The 23,409-nt window shown below is 44.0% G+C and carries 27 protein-coding genes; 21 read left to right on the top strand and 6 right to left on the bottom strand.

Going from position 1 to position 23,409, the window contains the following annotated elements; translation table 11 throughout:
* The 12 genes from JHD69_RS14965 to JHD69_RS14910 all read left to right on the top strand — a co-directional run.
* On the top strand, positions 1-254 hold a 254-nt coding region (locus tag JHD69_RS14965), incomplete at its 5' end, for an arsenate reductase family protein (protein ID WP_370583499.1).
* A gap of 196 nt (positions 255-450) precedes the next feature.
* Positions 451-843 carry a DUF1573 domain-containing protein gene (locus JHD69_RS14960; protein ID WP_199141147.1) on the top strand — a complete coding sequence of 131 codons (393 nt, stop codon included), beginning with the start codon at positions 451-453 and terminating at the stop codon, positions 841-843.
* A gap of 159 nt (positions 844-1,002) precedes the next feature.
* A complete protein-coding gene (locus tag JHD69_RS14955; protein WP_199141146.1) occupies positions 1,003-1,731 on the top strand; it encodes a hypothetical protein in 729 nt (242 codons plus the stop codon).
* A gap of 125 nt (positions 1,732-1,856) precedes the next feature.
* Positions 1,857-4,106 (top strand): M1 family metallopeptidase, encoded by a 2,250-nt coding sequence (locus JHD69_RS14950; RefSeq protein ID WP_199141145.1) that lies wholly within the window; start codon positions 1,857-1,859, stop codon positions 4,104-4,106.
* A gap of 248 nt (positions 4,107-4,354) precedes the next feature.
* Positions 4,355-7,186, top strand: a complete 2,832-nt coding sequence (locus JHD69_RS14945) for a TonB-dependent receptor (RefSeq protein ID WP_199141144.1) — start codon at positions 4,355-4,357, stop codon at positions 7,184-7,186.
* A 168-nt stretch (positions 7,187-7,354) separates the two neighbouring features.
* Positions 7,355-8,470 (top strand): adenylate/guanylate cyclase domain-containing protein, encoded by a 1,116-nt coding sequence (locus JHD69_RS14940; RefSeq protein WP_199141143.1) that lies wholly within the window; start codon positions 7,355-7,357, stop codon positions 8,468-8,470.
* Between the two features lie 43 nt (positions 8,471-8,513).
* Positions 8,514-8,729, top strand: a complete 216-nt coding sequence (locus JHD69_RS14935) for a VF530 family DNA-binding protein (protein ID WP_199141142.1) — start codon at positions 8,514-8,516, stop codon at positions 8,727-8,729.
* Positions 8,730-8,854: 125 nt separating this feature from the next.
* Entirely contained in the window at positions 8,855-9,265 is a 411-nt protein-coding gene (locus JHD69_RS14930; RefSeq protein WP_199141149.1) for an MmpS family transport accessory protein, read from the top strand.
* Between the two features lie 59 nt (positions 9,266-9,324).
* A complete protein-coding gene (locus tag JHD69_RS14925) occupies positions 9,325-10,041 on the top strand; it encodes a hypothetical protein (protein ID WP_199141141.1) in 717 nt (238 codons plus the stop codon).
* Between the two features lie 29 nt (positions 10,042-10,070).
* The gene (locus JHD69_RS14920) at positions 10,071-10,805 is read left to right on the top strand and encodes a ThuA domain-containing protein (protein ID WP_199141140.1); all 735 of its coding nucleotides are present in this window, start codon (positions 10,071-10,073) and stop codon (positions 10,803-10,805) included.
* A gap of 140 nt (positions 10,806-10,945) precedes the next feature.
* Entirely contained in the window at positions 10,946-11,128 is a 183-nt protein-coding gene (locus tag JHD69_RS14915) for a hypothetical protein (RefSeq protein ID WP_199141139.1), read from the top strand.
* Between the two features lie 125 nt (positions 11,129-11,253).
* Entirely contained in the window at positions 11,254-11,520 is a 267-nt protein-coding gene (locus JHD69_RS14910; RefSeq protein ID WP_199141138.1) for a hypothetical protein, read from the top strand.
* 59 nt (positions 11,521-11,579) lie between these two features.
* Here JHD69_RS14910 and JHD69_RS14905 read toward each other — a convergent pair whose 3' ends face one another.
* Positions 11,580-11,870 (bottom strand): MmcQ/YjbR family DNA-binding protein, encoded by a 291-nt coding sequence (locus tag JHD69_RS14905; protein ID WP_199141137.1) that lies wholly within the window; start codon positions 11,868-11,870, stop codon positions 11,580-11,582.
* 98 nt (positions 11,871-11,968) lie between these two features.
* Between JHD69_RS14905 and JHD69_RS14900 the strand changes: the two genes are divergently transcribed.
* Positions 11,969-12,172 carry a hypothetical protein gene (locus JHD69_RS14900; protein WP_233165943.1) on the top strand — a complete coding sequence of 68 codons (204 nt, stop codon included), beginning with the start codon at positions 11,969-11,971 and terminating at the stop codon, positions 12,170-12,172.
* Here the strand turns inward: JHD69_RS14900 and JHD69_RS14895 are convergent.
* Together JHD69_RS14895 and JHD69_RS14890 are read right to left on the bottom strand one after the other, a co-directional pair.
* On the bottom strand, positions 12,169-13,392 hold the full coding sequence (locus JHD69_RS14895; protein WP_233165941.1) for an MFS transporter: 1,224 nt from the start codon (positions 13,390-13,392) through the stop codon (positions 12,169-12,171). The two genes, JHD69_RS14900 and JHD69_RS14895, sit on opposite strands and share 4 nt — an antisense overlap.
* A complete protein-coding gene (locus JHD69_RS14890; RefSeq protein ID WP_199141135.1) occupies positions 13,389-13,835 on the bottom strand; it encodes a MarR family winged helix-turn-helix transcriptional regulator in 447 nt (148 codons plus the stop codon). The genes JHD69_RS14895 and JHD69_RS14890 overlap by 4 nt, the downstream gene beginning before the upstream one ends.
* 344 nt (positions 13,836-14,179) lie before the next feature.
* Between JHD69_RS14890 and JHD69_RS14885 the strand changes: the two genes are divergently transcribed.
* The 3 genes from JHD69_RS14885 to JHD69_RS14875 all read left to right on the top strand — a co-directional run bounded on the left by JHD69_RS14885 (position 14,180) and on the right by JHD69_RS14875 (position 15,424).
* Positions 14,180-14,491, top strand: coding sequence for a hypothetical protein (locus JHD69_RS14885; protein WP_199141134.1), 312 nt, complete (start codon positions 14,180-14,182; stop codon positions 14,489-14,491).
* Positions 14,492-14,501: 10 nt separating this feature from the next.
* Positions 14,502-14,849, top strand: a complete 348-nt coding sequence (locus JHD69_RS14880; protein WP_199141133.1) for a DUF2019 domain-containing protein — start codon at positions 14,502-14,504, stop codon at positions 14,847-14,849.
* A gap of 116 nt (positions 14,850-14,965) precedes the next feature.
* A complete protein-coding gene (locus JHD69_RS14875; RefSeq protein ID WP_199141132.1) occupies positions 14,966-15,424 on the top strand; it encodes a hypothetical protein in 459 nt (152 codons plus the stop codon).
* Between the two features lie 134 nt (positions 15,425-15,558).
* Here JHD69_RS14875 and JHD69_RS14870 read toward each other — a convergent pair whose 3' ends face one another.
* Positions 15,559-15,933: a VanZ family protein gene (locus JHD69_RS14870; RefSeq protein ID WP_199141131.1), complete on the bottom strand. Its 375-nt coding sequence runs from the start codon at positions 15,931-15,933 to the stop codon at positions 15,559-15,561.
* A gap of 625 nt (positions 15,934-16,558) precedes the next feature.
* Here JHD69_RS14870 and rpsL point away from each other — a divergent pair.
* The 4 genes from rpsL to rpsJ all read left to right on the top strand — a co-directional run bounded on the left by rpsL (position 16,559) and on the right by rpsJ (position 20,102).
* A complete protein-coding gene (gene rpsL / locus JHD69_RS14865; protein WP_109926363.1) occupies positions 16,559-16,972 on the top strand; it encodes a 30S ribosomal protein S12 in 414 nt (137 codons plus the stop codon).
* Between the two features lie 16 nt (positions 16,973-16,988).
* Entirely contained in the window at positions 16,989-17,456 is a 468-nt protein-coding gene (rpsG, locus tag JHD69_RS14860; protein WP_199141130.1) for a 30S ribosomal protein S7, read from the top strand.
* Between the two features lie 95 nt (positions 17,457-17,551).
* On the top strand, positions 17,552-19,666 hold the full coding sequence (gene fusA / locus JHD69_RS14855; protein WP_199141129.1) for an elongation factor G: 2,115 nt from the start codon (positions 17,552-17,554) through the stop codon (positions 19,664-19,666).
* Positions 19,667-19,796: 130 nt separating this feature from the next.
* Positions 19,797-20,102 (top strand): 30S ribosomal protein S10, encoded by a 306-nt coding sequence (rpsJ, locus tag JHD69_RS14850; protein ID WP_084237698.1) that lies wholly within the window; start codon positions 19,797-19,799, stop codon positions 20,100-20,102.
* Between the two features lie 69 nt (positions 20,103-20,171).
* Here rpsJ and JHD69_RS14845 read toward each other — a convergent pair whose 3' ends face one another.
* The gene (locus JHD69_RS14845; protein ID WP_199141128.1) at positions 20,172-20,468 is read right to left on the bottom strand and encodes a hypothetical protein; all 297 of its coding nucleotides are present in this window, start codon (positions 20,466-20,468) and stop codon (positions 20,172-20,174) included.
* Positions 20,469-20,661: 193 nt separating this feature from the next.
* On the opposite strand from JHD69_RS14845, the gene JHD69_RS14840 reads away from it, so the two are divergent.
* Positions 20,662-22,065 (top strand): S41 family peptidase, encoded by a 1,404-nt coding sequence (locus tag JHD69_RS14840; protein ID WP_199141127.1) that lies wholly within the window; start codon positions 20,662-20,664, stop codon positions 22,063-22,065.
* Between the two features lie 19 nt (positions 22,066-22,084).
* On the opposite strand, the gene JHD69_RS14835 is transcribed toward JHD69_RS14840, so the two are convergent.
* Positions 22,085-22,798: a hypothetical protein gene (locus tag JHD69_RS14835; RefSeq protein ID WP_199141126.1), complete on the bottom strand. Its 714-nt coding sequence runs from the start codon at positions 22,796-22,798 to the stop codon at positions 22,085-22,087.
* Between the last annotated feature and the right edge of the window lie 611 nt (positions 22,799-23,409).

The following is a 23,409-nucleotide window of genomic DNA, read 5'->3' as shown; positions in this document are numbered from 1 at the left end:
CCCCCCCCCCCCCCCCCCCCCCCCCCCCCCCCCCCCCCCCCCCCCCCCCCCCCCCCCCCCCCCCCCCCCCCCCCCCCCCCCCCCCCCCCCCCCCCCCCCCCCCCCCCCCCCCCCACCACCTTTTTTTTGTCGTGGTTCGTCGGCAGCGTCAGATGTGTATAAGAGACAGCATTAAACGCCCTGTGGTTGAGCAAAATGGCAAAGCCATTTTAATTGGTTTTAGCGAAGAAGCCTACCAGGCGCTGCTGAAATAACGAGCCAGGCCTGAACAAAATGAAGATTTGATGAATTTTTTGTTCATTGACCACAAGTTTTTTGGATTATAACCTACTTTGTTCGTAGGTTTATGGCAAAGAAATTTTTAAATCATCCTAACCGTCAGCAGTTATCGGGTAACATAAGGGTAGCCCATGGCTTTTTGACTAGGCAACTATCATTAAAATCAATATTATGAAAAAATTAATCGTTCTATTTGCTGCTGTAGCAAGTTTCGTCGGAGTAACCGCCATGAAAGACGTACAGCCCGAATTCAAATTTGAAAAAGAAACCCACGATTTCGGCAAAATCCCACAAGGAAAACCGGTTAACGTAACCTTAAAGTTTAAAAATGTTGGCGATCAGCCTTTGATCATTTCGGCGGTAGAGCCAGCTTGTGGCTGTACGGTGGCCAAATACACCCAAACGCCGGTTAAAAAAGGCGAAAGCGGTTTTGTAGAGTTAACCTACAATGCGGCTGCAGTTGGCGTGTTTACCAAAGCAACCACGATTAAATCGAACTCGAAAGAGCCTGTAAAAACAATCATCATCAAGGGCGAAGTCGTAGCTGCGGCTACTTCAAAATAATTGATGTGCACCAATACAAAGAGGGGATAAGTAATTATTCCCTTTTTTTGTTTTCTTTGTGCACAATTGTCGGCCAGGTGTTTTCAAAAACTAAAATCAGTTTTCTGTTAAATTTTGTTAAATACAAGAGCTTACCTAAAAAGAGCTTTAAATTTGAGTATGCTTAAAAAGTTAACCTTAATGCTGTTGCTGGCCTTTCCACTGCAATTATTGGCGCAGAATAATACCCTTACCGGTAATATTTTCGATAACGACAACCGGACTACGCCAATGGAAAATGCCACGATCAGAAACCTGAGCACCAAAGCATTGACCTTAACCGATAAGGATGGCCATTTTGCGATTGCAGCCAAAATTGGCGACCTTATTTCTTTTGGCATGGCCGGCTTCCAAACCGATACGGTATACCTCACTAATCTTTTTCCCAAAAACATTTATTTGAGGCAGGTGGTCAACAACCTTAAGCCTGTTGACATTACCACAGCCAAGATATCGCCTTTTTTGGATGCGCGCGATCCCGATGCCAAACCTGCCCGACAGGTTGATATGAGCAAGGAAAGAGGAGGCGTAAGGCTAAACCTCGGCTTTGGCAAATACCGCAGGCAACAGGCCAAGATTGCCGAACTTGAAGAAAACGACCGCTACAATGAAGAAATATCGAAAAATTTTAACCCTGCCTATATCAGAAGCGTAGTTAAATTTGAGGGCAACGACGAAGATATGAAGAACTTTATGGGTTTGTACAGGCCTACGGTTGATCAAATCAAGGCCGAACGCCCTTTTAACTATGCCTATTACACGGTAAGGGCTTATCATACCTGGAGCAAACTGCCTCCAGAGCAACGCAAACTTCCTTCTCTCCCTAAATTAAAGGCCAATAATCCCTAACACGGCGTAACAATATTGAGTATCTGTTTGAATTTATTCAATTAGCTTTTACCTTTAACAAAAAACAAGAACTGGCTAAAAAAACCGCTCTTGTTGGCAAAAAATATAACAAACCAATAACCACTATGCTTAAATTTCTAACCAAACATGCTGCACTTGCAGCGGTGGTTTGCTTGTTTGGCCTCACGAGCTATGCACAACAAACCACGCCGCCGGCAACCAATTATGTCCCGGCCGATGCCTTTGGCCCACTGTTCTATACCCAAAACGGAAACGAATTCCGTTCGGCCAATGGAGCTCCAGGTGCCAAATATTGGCAAAACCGCGTTGATTACAACATTTCGGTAAGCCTTGACGAAACCAAGAACATGGTAAGCGGCACCGTAACGCTTACCTACAAAAACAACAGTCCGGATAAGCTGCCTTATTTATGGCTGCAGCTAGACCAGAATACTTTTAAAGAAACTTCGCGTGGTTATGCCGTAACACCTGCACGTAGCCGTTATGGCGCGCAAGGCGAGAAGTTTGAGGGCGGCTATACCATCCGCAACATCAAGGTAACGCAAAAGGCGGCCCCTGTAAAGTTTACCTCTATGGTTGAAGATACCCGTATGCAGATCCGTTTAGACCAACCGATGGCACCTAACGGCGACCTGATAACCATCAGCATGGATTATTCTTACATCGTGCCTAAAGAAGGATCTGACAGAACCGGTCACCTGACTACCAAAAACGGCGAAATTTATGCCATTGCACAATGGTTTCCACGCATGTGCGTTTACGACGACGTAATTGGCTGGAATACTTTGCCTTATTGGGGCGGTGGCGAGTTCTATTGCGAATACGGCGATATTACTTTTTCGGTTAATGCGCCTGCAAGCCACATCGTAATGGGCTCTGGCGAGTTGCTGAACCCGCAGGAAGTATTTACTGCAGAACAACTGAAAAGATGGAATGCCGCTAAGCTGAGCGATGCAACCGTACATATCCGTTCTGAGGCTGAAGTAACCGACCCAAAATCGCGCCCGGCAAAAGACAGACTGACCTGGAAATTCAAAATTACCAATGCCCGCGATGCGGCTTGGGCCTCGTCAAAATCGTTTGTGCTCGATGCCGCGCGCATCAACCTGCCAAGTGGCAAAAAATCGTTGGCTGTATCTGCACAACCGGTAGAAAGCAATGGCATGGATGCTTATGGCCGTGGCGTTGAATACGTAAAAAGCACTATCGAGCATTACTCGAAAATGTGGTACGAATATCCTTATCCAATGGCAGTTAACGTAGCAACCAATATTGGTGGTATGGAATATCCAGGTATCGTTTTTTGTGGCTGGAATGCCAAAAAAGGCAGTGCCTGGGGCGTAATCGACCACGAGTTTGGTCACACTTGGTTCCCGATGATTGTAGGTTCGAACGAGCGTAAATACGGTTGGATGGACGAAGGTTTCAATACTTTTATCAATGGTATTTCTTCGCAAAACTTCAACAACGGCGAGTACAAACAACGTCAGCCAAACATGAATGCCATCGGCAAATCGAGCATTGGCAATCCGCGTTACGAAAACATTATGCAAATGCCTGATGGCATGGCCGAAGCCAATATCGGTATCAACCTTTACAGCAAACCAGGATGGGGACTTAACATTTTGAGAGATCAGATTTTGGGCAAAGACCGCTTCGATTATGCATTCAGGCAATACATCAAAAACTGGGCTTACAAACATCCAACGCCTTTCGATTTCTTCCGTTCGATGGAAAATGGCAGTGGCGAAGACCTGGCTTGGTTCTGGAGAAGCTGGTTCTTGAACAGCTGGAAAATGGATCAAGGCTTAGGCGAGGTGAAAGAGGTAATGAAAGATGGCAAGCTAACCGGTTACACCATCCGCGTAAACAACCTCGAAAAGATGCCGATGCCGATTATCCTCCAAATCAAAACCAAGAGCGGCAAAACAGATGTCGTAAAAGTACCGGTTGATGTTTGGATGAAAAACACCACCTGGTTGGTGCGCTATCCAACCACCGAAGAAATTACCGAAGTACAACTAGATCCAGAAAGAGTGTTGCCAGATAGCAATCCAGACAACAATAAATGGACGGCTAGCGGTACATCAACTGCTTCGGTTGCACCAGCAAATTTAGACGCGTATTTGGGCACCTATGCCGCCCAGGGCGTAGGCATTAAAATCATCATCAGCAAAGTGGATGGCAAATTAATGGCACAGGCAGGTACGCAACCAGCTTTTGGGTTGATGTTTGTAAGCGGCAATAAGTTTACGAATGAAGAGGGAGGCTTAGAGGTAGAATTTAACCCTGCCAAAAACGAAATGAAAGTTAGCGAAAATGGTAACGACTATACGTTTACCAAAGAAAAATAAGCTTAAAGCTTAAAGCGATCAGAAAGCCCGGCAACTTTGGTTGGCCGGGCTTTTTGATTCGCAAAAATCTTGATGTCGAAGACCAGTTCTGGTCAGCCAGTTTGCTCTTGGCCTTTTGGCCGGCTGCGACTTTATGCAAAAACCACTTTTTCAATTTTTTTTGCCAAAAACTGTCACACTTGGTTTTTTATGGTGTCTTATGGATGGCAAGCTTGAAAATAAAAGCCTGCATTTTCCAAACAAACAACATGAAAACGACTTTAAAAACCATCCTGATGCTCTTGCTGTGCAGTTTATGTACGAAAGTCTTCGCACAAGAAGTGGCCACGGTAACCGGCAAATTGTTTAGTGCCAAAAGTGGCGAGGCTATTCCTTACGCGGCAGCAGTGCTTACCGAAACCGCCGATTCGACCAAACGAACTGGCGTAATTACCAATTTTTCGGGCGAGTTCAGTTTTAAAGACCTGAAAAGGACCGAGTACCTGCTCAAGCTATCGGCCTTAGGCTATAAAACCATTCGCATGAAAGTAGCCGCCAATAGCGGTATAGTTAACCTGGGCACCTTAAAAATGGAAGAAGATGCCATTAGCCTCAAAGAAGTAAATGTAACCGGGCAGCAGGCCAATATGAAGGTGAAAAAAGATACGCTCGAATTTAATGCGGGCGCCTTTAAAACCAAGCCCAATGCCGCGGTAGAAGAGCTGCTTAAAAAACTGCCAGGTGTCGAAATCGATAAAGATGGCAATATCTTGGTGCAAGGGCAGAAAGTATCGAGGCTAACCGTTGACGGGAAGGACTTTTTCGGAACCGATCCTAAAACGGCTACCAAAAACCTTCCGGCCGATGCCATTGCCAAAGTCCAAATCGTAGACAGCAAGACCCAAGAAGCCAAAGCTACGGGTATTGACGACGGCCAGCGCGAAAAAGTGCTGAACCTGACTATTAAAGAGGATAAAAAGAACGGTTGGTTTGGCAATGCCAATGTAGCAGGCGGTACCACTGATAAATACAATGGCTATTTGAGCGCCAATCATTTTAACAAAAACCTGCAGTTTGCCGTGTTGGGCATGAGCAATAACGTAAACAATGCCAGTTTCAATTTTGAAGACCTCAATAGCTTTACCGGAGGCAACATCGGCAATATTTTTGCACCACCTGCGGGAGGTAGCTTTTCTATTAACGTAAACAACGGCAAAACCACCATTGGCGGTTCTGGCGTTTTCGATAACAATGCCATCGGCGACGTATCAACGCACAGCGGCGGGGTAAACTATAGCAATACCTGGGGCAAAAAAAATACCTTGGCGCTAAGCACCAGCTATTTTACCTATTTCTCGTCGGGTTTGGGCAACCGCCTGTCCAACATACAGGATTTGGGCCAGGGCGATATCTTAAGAACGGCAGAACAGGCCGTGCGCAACAGCGACAACCAGGCGCATCGCTTTAACCTTAGGGCCGAATACCATCCCGATTCGCTTACCGATATCATTTTCAGGCCAAACGTGATCCTGAATTATACCACCAACATCAACAACCGCAAATTCAGTTCGGCTTTCGATGCCAGCGGCCAAAGCAATGAGGGCACGCAGTACCTGAACCAAAAGAATGTAACGCCATCGCTTTTTGGCGAATTTTCGATACTTCGCCGCATGCCCAACAACAAAGGTTCGGTATCGCTAAGGCTTAATGGCACGCAAAATACCTTTAATTCAGATTGGACCAATCGTTCGTACATCAACAACTACACCAATGGCGCGCCGATAGCCACCAATACCGACCAACAGGCCAGTCAGGAAAATATTTCCAAAACCTATACCATCAACGCCAACTATGTACGGCCGGTTTTTAACAAGAGATGGAATGCCAGCTTGGGCTATATCTACAACAGAAGCATGGTAGATGCCGAACAGCTTACCTACGATTACAATCCGCTGACCAGCAAGTACGAAATTATTGTGCCAGCCTACAGCAACACGCTCGATAACCACAACTGGCTACAGGCGGCCCGTGTTGGTTTTATTTATGCACGTACCGAATGGACCTACAATTTTGGTTTTGGCCTGCAACAAACGGGTTTAGACGCGGCTTTGCTAAGCAGCGCCGGTGTTAACGTGGGTAATATTTCGAAAACCTATTACAATGTATTGCCACGCTTAAATATCAGCTTCAAAAACAAGAACAACCAAACCATACAGCTCAATTACAACGCGAATGTAAACCTGCCATCGGTAAACGATTTGCAACCCGTGCAGAACAACAACAATCCGCTTTACCAACGCATTGGCAATCCTGATCTTAACGCCAGGAAAAACCACAGGGTGTCTGTCAACTTCAACACCTTTAGTCCAGATAACAACAGGTATTGGAATGGCTATTTCCTGTACAATCTCTCGTTCGACGATATTGGTAACGACGTGAACTACGTCAACGGCGTACAATTGGTCAAGCCGGTTAATGTGGATGGCAATTATTACATTAACACGGGCAGCTATTTTGGGATGCCACTGAAGCTAAAGGGCCTGCGTATGGGTTATGGCATCAATTTCAATCTTTCGCATGCCACAAGTTTCATCAATGCCGAGAAAAACATCACCAATCGATATGGTTTTGGTCCCAATGCCAGCCTCAGCTACGATATCGACGAAAAACTGAACACGGGCCTTTATGTAAATGTGAGCTACAACAAGGTGAACAACTCTATTCCGGTGGCGGTAAACAATAAATACTTCAATTTTTATAATTCGGCCAATATCAGTTACGAGCTGTTCAAGAATTTCAGGGTTGATGCCCAGTTAGAGCACAACGGAACCGCTGGTCGCACCGGAGGATTTAACAACAATGTCTTTTTGCTCAATGCCGGCCTCGAAAAATATTTCATGGAACGCAGGTTTACGCTGGCCCTCAAGGGATTTGATATTTTGAAGCAGAATACGAATATTGATCGTTTGGTAAACAATAGCAGGATAGAAGACGTACGCTACAACAACATTACCCGCTACTTTTACCTTTCTGTTAATTACAAAATTGCCAAAGTAGGCGCCAGCAATGGAAGAAGCAACCCTAGGAACACGGTGAATTAGGAAAGGAGGATTAGGGTTTAGCACAGTGCCGGATCAAACCAGTGCTGTGCTTTTTTGTTTATAACCTTGCGGTTCAATGGTTCATCAGCCGGTTGCGAACTAAAAACCGAAGACTGCCAACTGAAAACAGGCCGTCTTACTTTCGGTTTTTTTGATGATATTCACGCAATGAAAGAAGAATTTGACTATACCACTTACGCCAGAAGGTTCGCCATAAGCTACCCGATAGCCAGCCAATTGCTGATCCAGGTGTATTTTTGGATTATTGCCAACATCTTTATTGCCAGTATTGTACATCTGGTAGAGCTTTCGGTACGCAAAACCTACCATTTAACCATTTATAGAGGGTATTTTCCGGTATTGCTGATTGCCGTAGTATTAGGAGTGCTGTATGGTATGATCTCAGGCCTCATCAATATTCTTTTTGATCGGAAACCGTTTAAAGACCGTCCGGTAGGGGTGGTCATTATCCTGAAGGGATTGTTCTTTCTGGTAATCTTCAGTGTGTTTTTTTACCTGACCAGAAACCTGTTGTACGAACCCGTTGTGCAGTCGTTTGTGTCCTTCAATAAAAATACCTGGATTTATATCTATTACCCTTTGCTTGTTTTTTATGCGTTCATGACCCTGTTGATCAATTTTATCAACCAAGTAAACAAAAAATATGGGCCCGGTGTATTGGTGCCTTTGCTGTTGGGCAAGTACAGAACGCCCAAAGAAGAAGAGCGTATTTTCATGTTCATGGACCTGAATTCGTCTACCACCATTGCCGAGCAGCTGGGCCACATCAAGTACAGCGAGTTTATCCGCGACAGCTTTATGGACATCAACCATGTGCTGTTGCGCTTTGGTGCCGAAATTTATCAGTATGTTGGCGATGAGGTTGTAGTAACCTGGCTTTTGGGCGAAGGTTTGCAAAAGCTGTCGTGCATACAGTTCTTTTTTGCCTGCGAACGCGAATTTAAAAAGCGCAACGATTATTACCTGCAAAAATATGGCGTGGTGCCCCAGTTTAAGGCCGGTCTGCATTTGGGCAAAGTTACGGCTGTAGAAATTGGCGAGGTTAAACGCGATATTGCCTACCATGGCGATACGCTCAACACCGCGGCCCGCATACAGGGCATGTGTAAGGAGCTGGGCAAGACTTTTTTGGTGTCAGACTATGTGGTAAAGATCAGTCGTTTAGACAAGCGCTTTGTGATTGAAGACATGGGCTCGATTTTGTTAAAGGGCAAATCAGAGCCCACCACCATTTTTAGCATCGACAATGTAAAGCTGGATTAGGCCTAGGTTTGCAATCGTAGCTTTGGTTCGTTACTTTTGGACTATGGTTAAACAACAGAACAACCCCTTACATGGATTAACGCTCGAATTCATCATCAACCAATTGTTTTTGCGCTATGGTTGGGAAGAATTGGGCAGGATGATCAATATCGGTTGTTTTAAAAAAGATCCTTCTGTAAAGTCGAGCCTCAAATTTCTGCGTAAAACCGAGTGGGCAAGAAAAAAGGTGGAGCAGCTGTACATCGATAGTTTTTGCTAAACCAATTTCATTTGGCAGCTTCCAATAACAAGCTAACAATAAGTCAACTCGTCTTGCAACCAAATCCGCCAAGCCATCGTCTTGTTTATAGAAGGGTATACATCTGGTTATCTTAATCCCAATTTATGAAAAAATACATTGTCCTGCTTTTATCTCTGGTTGTATTGAGCAGCTGCTCAATCTATTCCATTAACAAAGGAACACTCAAGTCTGTTCGAAAAGATAGCTATCAGGTTACATACCAAGTCGATTTAGGCGAAGGCCTAACTGCCAGGGTAAGTTATGTCGATGCCGACAATCAAACCGCAAAACTAAAAAACGTAAGCGGAAACTGGGAACAGACGGTAAGGCTGAGCTCAGGAACGGCAGTCAAACTCAAAGTCGTTGCCAAAGGAAAGGATTTATCGGCTACGCCTAAAATTAAAGGCCAATATGCCCCAGCAACATTTAAGATTTTGGTAGATGGGGAAGTGGCTTCGGAATATGTGCTCAAAAACAAAAAGGTAAAATACAATGTAGGCTTTGTGTTGCCTTAGCCAAATGCTAAAAAGTGTTAAAGAAAGTCCGGTGTTAGGGTCAATCATTATATTTGATCATGAGCAAAAGGGTTTTTATGATATTGATGCTGTGCCTTTTAGGTATTGCTTGGGCAAGTGCGCAAAGCCAGGTAAAAGGCGAGGTATTTGCGCAGGCTTCGCGAAAACCCATTAACCAAGCCGACATCATCAACCTCAATACCAAGGAACAAGCCGCCAGCAATGCCAAAGGCGAATTTGTAATCCAAGCATCCTTAAACGACCTGTTGGTTTTTAAATCGCCTGGCTACAGGCCGGATACGCTGCTGCTTATCCACCTTAAACCGCTGAGAAGATACTTGGCTTTGGAAGTCAATACCCTAAATACGGTTTCGGTAAAAGGCATGAGTCTCAGCGAGCAATATGCGCGAGAGCTCAACAAGGGTGAGGCCATACATCTCAAACAGGGCAGGGGCTTGCTATTCTATCCATCTGCCCTTTTTAGTAGAGAAGGACGCAATGCCCGCAGGTTTAAGCGCATGCTGAAGCGCGAAGAACTGGAGCTCCCAATAGACCGGCGTTTTAATGTGCAAACCATTACGGCTGTCTTGCCCATCAAGCAGCCCGAGTTGGATGCTTTTATCATGATGTACAGGCCTAGCCTGAAATTTGTGCGTAAGGCCGATGTAGAGGATTTTAAGTTCTACCTGCTTGATTCTTACCGTAAGTTTAAACAGTTGCCTCCTGAAAAAAGGAAATTGCCTTCGCTCAAATTGCCAACAGATTCGTTAAATTAGCCTTCATTGTCAACCAAACTCTCCTATTTATGAAAACACGCTTCATTCTTGCCCTTTCCTGTTTAAGCATCGTGCTGTCATTTGGTTTTGTGCCCAAACGCGAAAACCTCAAAAAACCGGCGGTGCTCGTCTTTTCGCTAACCAAAGGCTATAGGCATGCTTCCATCGTCGATGGTATTGTGGCCATTAAAAAGCTGGGCGAAGAAAATAATTTTGATGTCGATACAACCGAAAACGTAAAGGCCTTTAATTTGGAAAACCTGCGCAGGTACAAAACGCTTGTTTTTTTAAGCCCTACCGGCACCAATGTGTTTAACGACGAGCAGAAAAAGGCCTTAAAAAAATACATCAACAAGGGTGGCGGTTTTGTAGGTATCCATGCCGCTACCGATTTTAGCTTTGAGTGGGAATGGTATGGCCAAATGGTGGGCGGTTTTTTTGAGAGCCATCCCAAAGTGCAGCAAGCCAAGCTCCTGTTGGTCGATCCGCAAAACAAGGTGGTAGAAGGCCTTCCCGAAGTTTGGAGGCATACCGACGAATGGTATAACTTCAAATCGTTCAATAACTCGGTTAAGGTTATTGTAAAGGTAGATGAGGCTTCCTACGAAGGGGGAACCATGAAAAACGATCATCCCATTACCTGGTACCATCGCTTTGATGGAGGCAGGGTTTTCTATACCGCTTTGGGCCATACCAAAGAATCGTACAAAGACCCCTTGTTTTTAAAACAGGTATTGGCCGGTATCGAATGGACCATGAAGTAGGCTACTTTGCTCGGTATTGCTTGGCCGTTTTGTGGTGTTCAAATTTCTTTTGCAGGCTCTTGCAAGTTCATTAAATCTTCATATTGTATGCTGACATTAGTATTGTTAAACGATTTTAATAATCACTAAATCATAAAAAAATGAAAGCACTTAAAGTATTAATGATCGCCCTAGTAGCCGCTTTTACCGTAAACACCGTAAGCGCACAAACTGCACCAGCCAAACCAGCTGCCAAAACTGAAAAGCCAGCTGCCAAATCAGAGAAAAAAGTAAAAAAAGGCCATAAAAAACACCATGGCAAAAAAGCAGTAAAAAAATCTTAATCCACTAGATTTTTCGGGAGGTTCTTTGGCCATGTTGCCAGAGAACTTTCTGCTTATCCATAAAGAGGCATGTTGAGCCTCCAGAAACAATTAATTTTAGACTGTTAAATATTCATCAAATCTTCATGTTTGGTAAAGACATTAGCAGTATTAATCAAAATCTAAAACAAGTAAAACACATGAAAGCAATTAAAGTATTAATGATCGCGCTAGTAGCCGCCTTTACCGTAAACACTGTTAGTGCACAAACTGCACCTGCTAAAACTGCCAAACCAGCAGCCAAAGTAGAGAAACCAGCTAAAGAAGCTAAAAAAGCTGCCGATACCACTGCAAAAAAAGCCAAAAAAGAAGCCAAAGCCGCTAAAAAAGCCGCTAAAAAAGCAGGAAACTAAATAATTAAAGTTTGTTAGTTTGTGAAGCGTCCCGGTTGTACAGCAGTCGGGGCGCTTTTTTATGCCTTTTTCATCATGTTGGCATAAGCCGTTTGCAGGGCATCGGCAAAGAGGTCTGTTCGCAGGTGCGCCAAGCAGAAAGTGGTCATGCCTGCCTGGCCCCACTTGTTGGGCACTGGAAATATGTGTACAGGGTCGAATTGATGAAACACATCCTGGTCAATAAGCGTAAGTTTTAAATTGGCCTGGTTTGTCTTGGGGTCGTATGTGGCGAATATTCTTTTGCCCGCATAAAAAGCCATACGGTCGAAGTGGGGTTTTTCGAAGGTTTCGGGATAGGCGAGCGCCATTTGTCTCAAATTTTCAAAACTGACCATAGAACAAGCATGAAGTTCGACTAAAGAATTGTGGCTTCAATTGCCAACAATGCCAGCTAAAATAAGCATTTTTGGGGAGCAATTCCTCAGCCATGATCAGGATCAACGACGAAACCCCGGAAGAAACGCTTCAAGACATCAAAATCGGCGATATGGTTACCGATGGGTTTAGCAAAACCAGTTTGGTAGAAAGCATCAATATCAGCGACGACGGCCTGTACAAAATCTACGAATTTAACCTGGTTACAGGCAGGGTGATTACTACCAAGCGCTAATTAGCCTGATAAACCCCTTTGGCTACCCTGTCTTTGTTGTAAAAGTAATAGCCGGAGATAATCAGGATGGCTAAGATACCTTCTACAAAAACAATGGTTTGGGCGCTGTACAGGTGCGCAAAATAACCAACCAGCAAGGTGCCCAAAGGCAATACACCTTGATAGGCCATTAAGTAATAGCTGATGGCGCGTCCCCTCAATTCGTTAACAGAATGTGTTTGGATATAAGTGTTGATGGCTGCGGTTTGCATCATCATGCCTACGCAGGCCAATCCGGTACTGATCAGGGCCAGCCAAACACTTGGTGCAACGGCCAGCAAAATCAATCCTGCGCCAAATACAAAGGCCGACGAAATGACAATCTGTTGCATATTCTTGGCAGTTTTACGTGAAGCCATGTAAATGGCTCCCGTCAAGGCGCCAAGTCCGCCCGCACTTTCAAACCAGCTAAAGGTAGTGGCATTGCCGTTAAAAACATCTTTGGCAAAAACGGGCAATAAGGTAGAAAAAGGGATCACCATCAAGCTTGAGAAGGCCAGCACAATAATCAGCGAAGAAATATCGGGCGAATCTTCCAGGTAATGATAACCTTTTTTCAGGCCTGTCCAAACGTCTTCGAGTGCCGTTTCGGTTTTTTTAAGATCCAGTTTCATCAGCAACAGACAGATGATAACCGGTATAAAGCTCAAGAAATTGATAATGAAACAGGCATCTTCGCCATAGGTGCTTAAAATAATGCCTGCCATGGCCGGACCGATTAAACGGGCGGCGTTAAAGGCGGAAGAGTTGAGGGCTACCGCATTGGGCAGGTCCTCTTTGTCGTCAACAAATTCTACCACCAGCGATTGCCTTGCCGTGGTTTCGAATGTGGCCACGATGCCTTGAATCAAACTCAAAACCGCGATCATGGTAATATTGTAGTATTTGAGCCAGATGAGCAGTGCCAGCAAGCCCGCCTGTACCATAAAAATAACCTGACACGTTAAAACTGTCTTGAATTTGTTCCGTTTGTCTACAAAGTTGCCTGCAATGGGGGCCAAGATGAGTGCTGGGATTAGGCTCAAAAAGCTGATAAAGCCCAGCATAAAGGCAGAGCCCGTAACCCTGTAAATGAGCCAGCTTACGGCCACACGCTGCATCCATGTGCCCACTAGGGAAATAGATTGTCCGGTAAAATGCAAGCGATAATTGTAGTATTTAAAGGAGCGGAACATGGTCATGGCAACACGGATTTGGTTTCTGGGGCGGTTATTTTTTCTAACAAGGGAATCAGTTGGGAGAGGGCGTCGATTTCCTGGGCGTCCAATCTTTCGTCGATCGCTTTCTTGAGCCATCCGTCTCTTAAGCTTTTAATTTCCGAAAGCTTGGTTTTGCCATAGGTCGAGAGCGTAATAAGGGTTTTGCGCTTGTCGTTTTGGTCGGTAATGCGGTTAATGAAATTGGCTTGGGCCAAGTTGTTAAGGCACTGGGAAATGGCCTGTGCAGAGATATGTTCCATTTCGGCAATGGCCGATGGCAACAGTTCGGTGTTTCGGTCCAGGTGGCCAATAATGTTCATTTCGGTAGCCGAAAAAGGGAATTCATGCGACTGTTTTTTGGCTACTCGCGTGAGCTTGAAAATCAGGCCCCTTAATTTCGAAACTTCTTGAATTGGAATTGGCATGTACAAAAGTACTAAAGTAAATTAATAAAGTAACTTTAGTATTGTAATTATTTTGTAATAGATATAGGGTGTTTTTCTTTTCTGAATCTCTAATCCTGAGTTAGGTAGATTTAGAATACAAATTAAATAAGGCGATATCCTCTGCTAAGCTGGTAGGGAATGCAATAGAATGGCTGGCTTTCAGGGCCGGCGGTGGAGAAATGATGCTGGCCGCATCTGCTATAAAGGCGCCTGAACACAGATTGTGAAAGAAGCAGTCAAGGAGGTAGCTGAAGAATCGGTTAAGACCGTTGAAAAGAAAATAGTCGAAACAACCGCTCATCATCTAAGGCCAAAGTATATTAATGAAAGCTTCGATCCCTTTTCGTCGTTTAAAAGCTTATGGGAAAGCAGGAGGGCAAGCATGGAGTCATATTGTAGAACAAACACCAGATAATATTGCTAATTTTGGTAATCAAGCAATTCATAATACAGGAAATCTTGTGGGGCTTGAGCACGGAACTGAATCTATTCATGCCAAGGTTTCTGGTTATTATTCTTCAAAACAAACATTTACGGGAGGTCAAACAGTTAGACAATGGCTTAGCGGTAAAGGGTTTCAGGAGCAATATGATTTTGGCATTAAAACTTTAAAGCAATTTGGCTGGCAACCTTAACAATAAAATAATGATAAGAATCAAAGATAATGAAGTTGCGCTAGAAATTTTTGAAAGGGCTTCAATCGAACAAGCAGAAGCAACAGAGCAAGGAAACTATAAAGTTGGTAATAAATGTTATAAAGAAATAAAGAAGGCAATAGACTTTCTTAAAAAGAACAATGCTTTAGAAATCCTAGATATTTGTTTAAATAATCATTTTGTAGGTGTAAGGCTTTGGGCAGCATATTATCTATTGCCAATTCGTGAAAAGGAAAGTATGAAAATACTTGAAGAAATCGCTCAAGGTACAGGTATTCATTCACTTACTGCTGAAACGACTTTAAATGAATGGACTAAAGGTACCCTGAAGTTTTAGTTGATGATTTGGTGTTGTGGTTTTTCAAGAAGAACTGATTTACATATTCTCTTAAAGCTGTAGCGTTTTTGAGCTTGCTTACGTATTAGAATTAAGTTTACTTTAAAACCAAACTCATGAAAAAATCTTTAATCCTTGCATTTGTAGGCATTTTAGCCTTCGCATTTTCTTCTTGCGAAAAGAAAGGCTTCGAAAATGTGGATAATATCAGCTATGGAACATCCTTTGGCATGTGTGCAGGCTATTGCCACAATGAACTCTCGATTAGCGGCAACAAGACCACGATGGCCCGTCAAAAAAACGGAGATCCTACAGCCACCAAAACATGCAACAGCTCGGTTAGCGAAAGCGAGGTAAATGAAATCAGAAAGCTCTTGAATGCCGACGCAGTTTACAAATTGCCAAAAGTAATTGGTTGTCCCGATTGTGCCGATGGGGGTGCCGAGTGGGTGGCTTTCAAATCGAATGGGAAGGAATACAAAATTACTTTCGAATATGGCAATGCGCCAGAATCATTAAAGGCTGCGGTTGCGAAGCTGAAAGCCATCAGTGAGACCTTTAAAGATTGTAAATAGAATTATTGGTTCATTAGTTCAATAGTTCATTGGCTGATTAGCGGATTAGCTCGTTAGCTGAACCACCCCTTCGGACAAAGGAATTGCTGAACTGTTGAATTGCAAACTGAGAACTGCCAACTAATAACTCCTGACTATTCCTCTTTAATTGACGTTAATTTATTAATGGCCATTACCCAAGCGTAACCAACCACGCCGCCTAAAACAGACGCCGTAATATCGTTGACATCAAAAACCCGACCTTCTATATAGGGCTGGGCAAATTCATAAACCACTAGGCCCACCACAAACGCAACTACGATTGCCAACAGCCTATTTGCCCGATGCGGTACCAAAACCAAGGTGCCGAACAACAGAATAATTGGTGCCAAAAAATTAGGGAAGGAGCCTGCAATGCCAAAAGCCATCCGGTGGGTTTTGAATAAATAAGGCCTGAGCCAAAGTTCTTCAACGGCGGTGAAGGCCAGTATAACGAGTAGGGTGATAAGATAAATTCGTTTTTTGGTCATGTGTTAAAATTGATGGAGGCAAGTTCGTTAATTTCTGAGTTAATCTGTCATTTTTTATGATTCGATTGCCTAATTGTTGGACAGTTAATGAAGAAGCTGTTTGGCTGTTGGATGGTTGAATAGGCTTCCCGATAGGCGCAGTAGCCAACCTGAATAAACCCGATAAAAGCGGACACGGAGTAAAGTGGCTAGCGGGCTGCTCCGGCCGAAACGTATTGGCATGGCTTTTTGGATCAAAGATCATTGGCAGGTTAGCTTACTGGTTAATGGCTGCATTGTTGATTGCCAACTGCCAACTTTGATGTGTTTACTGCTAAACTTTTCAATTGTTGAATAGCCAACCGGAAGCTGTTGAACTGCTGGATTTTCAACCGCACCCCAAATCCTATTCCCCGTCAGCTATCAACTACTGGCCATTGGCGATGGAGTATAGGCCATGGGTTTCCCGACAGAACTGCCTGCCGGGTTACCCAAAAATTAAGGAATCCTACTTAAATTAAAAAACTCGTGCAAAGCCTTGATTATCACAAAATAAGTTTCTACTTTTGCAATCCCTTAATGTAGCCTAGTTATCAACTGGCCATGAGGTATTTAAAATAAAAAACAAAAACACAAAAAGCAGAAAATGCCAACCATTCAACAATTAGTTAGAAAAGGTAGAGTAGCACTGGAGTTCAAGAGTAAGTCTCCGGCGTTGGACAGCTGTCCACAGCGAAGAGGTGTATGTACACGTGTATATACGACTACCCCTAAAAAACCAAACTCAGCAATGCGTAAAGTAGCCCGTGTACGTTTAACCAATGGTAAAGAGGTGAATGCCTACATTCCAGGAGAAGGCCACAACTTGCAAGAGCACTCGATCGTTTTGATCCGTGGTGGTCGTGTTAAGGATTTACCAGGTGTACGTTACCACATCATCCGCGGTGCATTAGATACCTCAGGTGTAGCTGGCCGTAACCAACGTCGTAGTAAATATGGTACTAAGCGCCCTAAACCAGGACAAGCCGCTGCAGCACCAACAAAAGGTAAAAAGAAATAATTAGGAGGAAACAGCAATGAGAAAATCGAAACCAAAAAAGAGAATTATTCTTCCTGATCCTAAATTCAACGATGTTCAGGTAACAAGATTCGTAAACAACATGATGTTCGACGGTAAGAAATCTATCGCTTACTCTATTTTTTACGATGCCGTAGAATTAGCTGAGAAAAAAGCCGGCGAAAATGGTTTAGAAGTATGGAAACGTGCTTTGAGCAATGTAATGCCTTCGGTAGAGGTTAAATCTCGCCGTGTAGGTGGTGCCAACTTCCAGGTGCCAACCGAAGTAAGACCAGACCGCAAAATTGCCTTGGGCATGAAATGGTTGATCTCTTACGCTCGCAAACGTGGCGAAAAAACCATGAAAGAAAAATTAGCAGGCGAAATCGTTTCGGCCGCTAAAGGCGAAGGCGCAGCCGTTAAAAAGAAAGAAGATACGCACAAAATGGCTGAGGCTAACAAAGCGTTCTCACACTTTAGATTTTAATTATAAAATGATTGAATGATAGAATTCTGGATGATTGAGTGGTTTTTACTGCATTCAATCATTCACTTACTTCTATCATTCTTTAATTAAAAAATATGTCAAGAGATTTAAAATTCACAAGAAATATCGGGATTGCTGCTCACATTGATGCGGGTAAAACCACTACAACAGAGCGTATCCTTTATTATGCAGGTGTAAACCACAAAATTGGCGAGGTACACGAAGGTGCTTCTACAATGGACTGGATGGTGCAAGAGGCCGAGCGCGGAATCACCATCACTTCTGCGGCTACTACCGTAAACTGGAACTACAGAGGCCACAAATACCACATCAACATTATCGATACCCCAGGACACGTGGATTTTACCGTAGAGGTAAACCGTTCTTTGCGCGTATTGGATGGTTTGGTGTTCTTGTTTTCTGCCGTTGACGGTGTTGAGCCTCAATCAGAAACCAACTGGCGCTTGGCCAACAACTATAACGTAGCCCGTATCGGTTTCGTTAACAAAATGGACCGTTCTGGTGCCGACTTCCTTAAAGTGGTAAAACAAGTGAAGGATATGTTGGGTTCTAACGCCGTTCCTTTGCAGTTGCCAATCGGTGCCGAAGACCAATTTAAAGGTGTAGTTGATTTGATCAACAACCGTGGTATCGTTTGGAACGAGCACGATAAAGGCATGACCTTTACTGAAGTTCCAATTCCTGACGATATGGTGGAAGAAGTAGCCGAGTGGAGAGAGAAATTGTTGGAATCGGTAGCGGAGTACGATGAGACTTTGATGGAGAAATTCTTCGAAGCCCCAGAAACCATCACCGAGCGCGAAGTATTGGATGCCTTGCGTCAAGCGGTATTGGATGCTAAAATCGTTCCTATGGTTTGCGGTTCGTCTTTCAAAAACAAAGGTGTACAAACCATGTTAGACTATGTAATGGAGCTATTGCCTTCACCTCTTGATTCAGAAGGTGTTCAAGGTACTAACCCTGATACAGGTGCAGAAGTATTGTTGAAACCAGATGTAAAAGAGCCTTTCTCTGCATTGGCTTTCAAAATCGCAACCGACCCATTCGTAGGCCGTTTGTGCTTTATCCGTGTTTACTCGGGTAACCTGGAAGCTGGTTCTTACGTATACAATACCCGTTCAGAAAGCAAAGAACGTATTTCTCGTATCTTCCAAATGCACGCCAACAAGCAAAACCCTATTCCTAACGTAGGTGCGGGTGATATTGCGGCGGTAGTAGGCTTTAAAGATATCAAAACTGGCGATACCCTTTGCGATGAGAAAAACCCTATCGTTTTGGAATCGATGAACTTCCCTGACCCGGTTATCGGTTTGGCTATCGAGCCTAAAACTCAGGCCGACGTGGATAAATTGGGTATGGCTTTGGGCAAATTGGCCGAAGAAGATCCAACTTTCAAAGTTCAAACAGATGAAGAGACTGGCCAAACCGTAATTTCAGGTATGGGCGAGCTTCACTTGGATATCTTGATCGACCGTTTAAAACGCGAGTTCAAGGTAGAAGTAAACCAAGGTGCACCACAAGTAGCTTACAAAGAGGCTATCACTGGTACTACCCAACACCGCGAAACCTACAAAAAACAAACTGGTGGTCGTGGTAAGTTTGCCGATATCCAAGTAGTAATCTCTCCAATTGATGCCGATTACGAAAAAGGCGGCTTGCAATTCGTAAACGAAATCGTAGGTGGTTCAATTCCTCGTGAGTTTATCCCTTCGGTAGAGAAAGGTTTTGCAGCAGCCATGTCGAACGGTGTTTTGGCAGGTTTCCCATTGCCAGATATGAAAGTTCGTTTGATTGATGGTTCATTCCACGCGGTCGATTCAGATGCCTTGTCATTTGAGATCGCTGCACGTCAGGCCTTCCGCGAAGCATTGCCAAAATGTAAGCCGGTATTGATGGAGCCAATCATGAAAATCGAGGTGTTAACTCCAGAAGAAAACATGGGTGATGTAATGGGCGATTTGAACCGTCGTCGTGGCCAACTGCAAGGTATGGACACCCGTAACGGTGCCCAGGTGATCAAAGCCTTGGTTCCACTTTCTGAAATGTTTGGTTATGTAACCCAATTGCGTACCATTACTTCGGGCCGTGCAACTTCAACCATGGAATTTGACCATTATGAAGCTGCGCCTCGTAACGTACAAGATGAGGTAATTGCCAAATCAAAAGGTAAAGTAAAGTCTAACGACTAATTAAGTATAGAGATAGGCGTATAGCGTATAGCGACGAAATTCGCACTGCGCTATACGTACTACACTTACGAAAGATAAACCCGGCCTTTGTTATAAATAGCTCTAACACAGGTCTTAATTTAATAAAAACATGAGCCAAAGAATCAGAATCAAATTAAAATCTTACGATTACAACTTGGTAGACAAGTCTGCCGAGAAAATCGTAAAAACTGTAAAGCCTACAGGAGCAGTAGTTAGCGGACCTATTCCGTTGCCAACAGAGAAAAAAGTGTTTACTGTTTTGCGTTCACCACACGTGAACAAAAAAGCACGTGAGCAGTTTCAGTTGTGCGCCTATAAACGTCTTTTGGATATTTATAGCTCTAACTCTAAAACCGTAGATGCTTTAATGAAACTTGAATTGCCTAGCGGTGTTGAAGTAGAAATCAAAGTTTAACGATTTTATAGCTCAAGAAAAAGCCCCGAAATTTTCGGGGCTTTTTCTTGAGCAATGGTTTGGGTTTTCTTAAGGTTGTATAGGCCCCGGATCATCACCATTGTCTAAATGGTCTATTTTGCTGCATTCGCGTGAGCAGCGGGCGGTGGCATCCATTCCATACTTTTGCTTGCAATAATCGTCAATAAACATCGAACCGCAGGCCTCGTACCAAGTCGATTCCTTTACTACGCCCCACACGATGCACTCGAGGCATCCTGGGCCTGCAGGGCCACCCGGTCCACCACCCAATACATTTTTCAGTTGCTTCCGGTCTAGCTGTTCGCCTTTCCTGAGGCTTAAGCCATTTTCGTTTGTTTTTTCCATTGTTTGTTGTTGAGTTTGATAAATGGTTGGTTAAGCTTTTGGTTATAGCCAATTGCTTCATAGTGAATTTATTAAACTAAATTTTAATTACGAAAATTTCGTAATAAATGTAAAAAAATAGAGCTTTTTTCTTCGCGAGCAAAAAAAATAGCGACTATTGCTGCTTTAAACAGCAACTTATCGTCATCTTGTTATGAAACATTTCTTCACTTGCCTGCTCATGCTGGTCTGCTGTACCAATTTGTTTGCCAGCGGAATAGATACGGCTAAATCCGAGAAACGTTTGAGCAAACGGCAGTTGCTCAGCGATATAGACTATCTTGTGGCTACCACCAATGAGGTGCATCCCAATATGTATCATAGCATCAGTAAGGAAAAGTATCGGAAGCTTAGGGATAGCTTGTCCAATTTGTTGCACGATGGGATGACCCCTTTGCAGGCCTGGCCGCTCATAGCGCCATTAGTGGGCTCGCTGAACGAAGGCCATAGCAGCCTTAACCTGCCGGAAGAGCTGCTTGTCGAAATCAAGGCGAATGGCAATATTTTGTTCCCGGTAGCTTTTAGTGAATTTGATGGCAGGTACCTGGTTGTGCGGGCCGATGCTTCGGCCGAGAGCAAGCTTGTTGTAGGCGATAAGGTTGAAAGCATCAATGGTATACCGGCACCTAAACTGATCGACATCCTAAGCCGGCACATGGGTGGCCTTCAATCGTGGCGCGCAGTTGACGTATGCCGAGACATGCTTGCCTACCTGGATATTTATGGCATTAAGGGGCCTTACCGGCTTGTGTATTTGCACGAAGGCAAGACCATGGAGGCTATCTTGAACCCGATATCCTTGCTTAGTCTGCGCGAGAAGCTAGGCCGTTTGCCAAAAGCACCCAAAAAAACAGAATATGCCTATGATCTATTGGCCGATGGCGATGTATATCTAAAAATCAATTCGCTTAACGCCAAGCCAGAGCTATTTAAGTCCTTCCTGGATTCTGCTTTCAGGCAAATCAAGCAGCAAGCACCTAAACGATTGATCATTGACCTTCGCTTAAATGGTGGCGGCAACTCGGCCTTGGGCGAAATGTTGCTGGGCTATATCACCGAAAAGCCTTTCAGGATGACTGGCGGTGTAAGATGGAAAGTGAGCCAAACCTATAAAGAGCAGCTTAACGAACGAATGAAAGGAGAAGGGGCGAAAGAAATGCCTTACTATTTTGAAGCAAGAAACGGCTCGGTTTTGAAAAGCAGCGCGGCAAAGCCTCAACCGCCAATGCACAATGATTTGCTTTACAAGGGTGCGGTATTGGTGCTGATAGGTCCAAAAACCTTTTCGAGCGCCAACATGCTGGCCAATGCCATCCAGGATTATCATTTGGCTACCCTGGTTGGCGAGGCTACGGGAGAACCTGCCAATGATTATGGCGAACTGATTTACCTGAAGCTGCCTTATACGGGTTTTACTTTTTCTACTTCGACCAAGCAGTTTGTTCGGGCCAATGGCAATGCCAAGGATGCTGGTCCGGTATGGCCAAACTATACGGTTAAGGATAATCCTGCCACCAAGACAGACGAGGTGTTGGAATTTGTGTCGAAATTAAAGTAAGGTGGATTAAATGTACAGCCTATAATTTGCCTCTCGATTTGAGCTCTTCCATCGCGTTGCGCTCATCCTGTAACTCGCGCGCTAATTTGCGCTCCTTTTCGCTTGCCTTGGCCTTATAGGCCTGGTACTCGGCCGAAACCTCGTCGTAAAGCTGGGTGCGGTGCTTGGCTTCCAAAATGTTTTTCGTAGATCGGGCAATCACCACAAACAGCGCAATGGCCAAGATTGCGATAATAGACCATACGATAATATTATAGGTACTTTTAGTAAAGGAAATGCCAAGGAAATTGATTTCGTTTACTTTGGCATCTGCATTGTTTAGCGAAGTTTCCTTGCCGTTGATGTCGGTTTGGAGGCTGTTGATGGTTTTGGCCTGCTCGGCAATTTTGCTCTTGGCTTTATTCAGTTCCACGCGCTCCTTGCGGAGGGTATCGCTTACACTTTGCCATAGGGTACTTAAACGATAGGGATTGATCAGTTTATAGCCGTTCAGCGATTTTGATCTCGATAGCATGAACTGGTATTGGCCATGTAAACTGGGGTCTGTATTTTTTGCCGTATCTATCCGGGTATAGCTAGGTGCCGGTTTAGTCGTTTGCAGAGGCGTTTTGGCGGCAGTAGCCTGCGTTTTTGCAGGTGCTTGTTGGGCCGTTGCAGGTGCCTGCGCCCACAGGTTTGGGATAGTTGAGCTTAAAATGAGGACGGCAGCAAGAGAAAGTAACCTGTGTTTCATGTCGATAATGTCGTTTTAAGTTTAACAATTATAAACAAAAATTATTGTATTTCCGTTCGTTTATTGGTGGACAAGCCAAGAAGAATAGCACTGAAATCATGGTCAATGGCTGTAAAATACACCTTTTTTTAGTCTACTAAATGCAAATATTTTGGAGTTTAACCATTCAAGAAAAGCATCTTTATTTGTCCGCATCACAGTGTTATTGTTTATCCTGATTGTTGTAGCCGGCGCTTTCTTGAAAGGTTTGTTGTACGTTTGCCTATAAGGAAGTTTTTAATCGTTTTCAATTATTGTAAATTCGTCAACTATGCAATAAATCGCTAACTTTAGCTCATATAAGCATCGTGCTTATTTTGTTAAATATTTGAATTTCAATCGATTAATTATGTGAAATAACATTTTGAGTACATGATTTTATTCAAAATGTTATAGGCCTCAGGTTAAAAGCATTACCTTTGGTTAAAAAGTTAACGTTTCAATGCTGCTGAAGAAAATATTAATAACTGGTGCGAGTCGTGGAATTGGTTTGGCACTGTCTCTTATACACATCTAAAAGGGGGGGGGGGGGGGGGGGGGGGGGGGGGGGGGGGGGGGGGGGGGGGGGGGGG

The organism is Pedobacter sp. ASV12, assembly GCF_016429155.1.
GTDB lineage: Bacteria > Bacteroidota > Bacteroidia > Sphingobacteriales > Sphingobacteriaceae > Pedobacter.
Note: the sequence above shows the minus strand (reverse complement) of the source record. Positions and strands in the feature narration are given on the sequence as shown.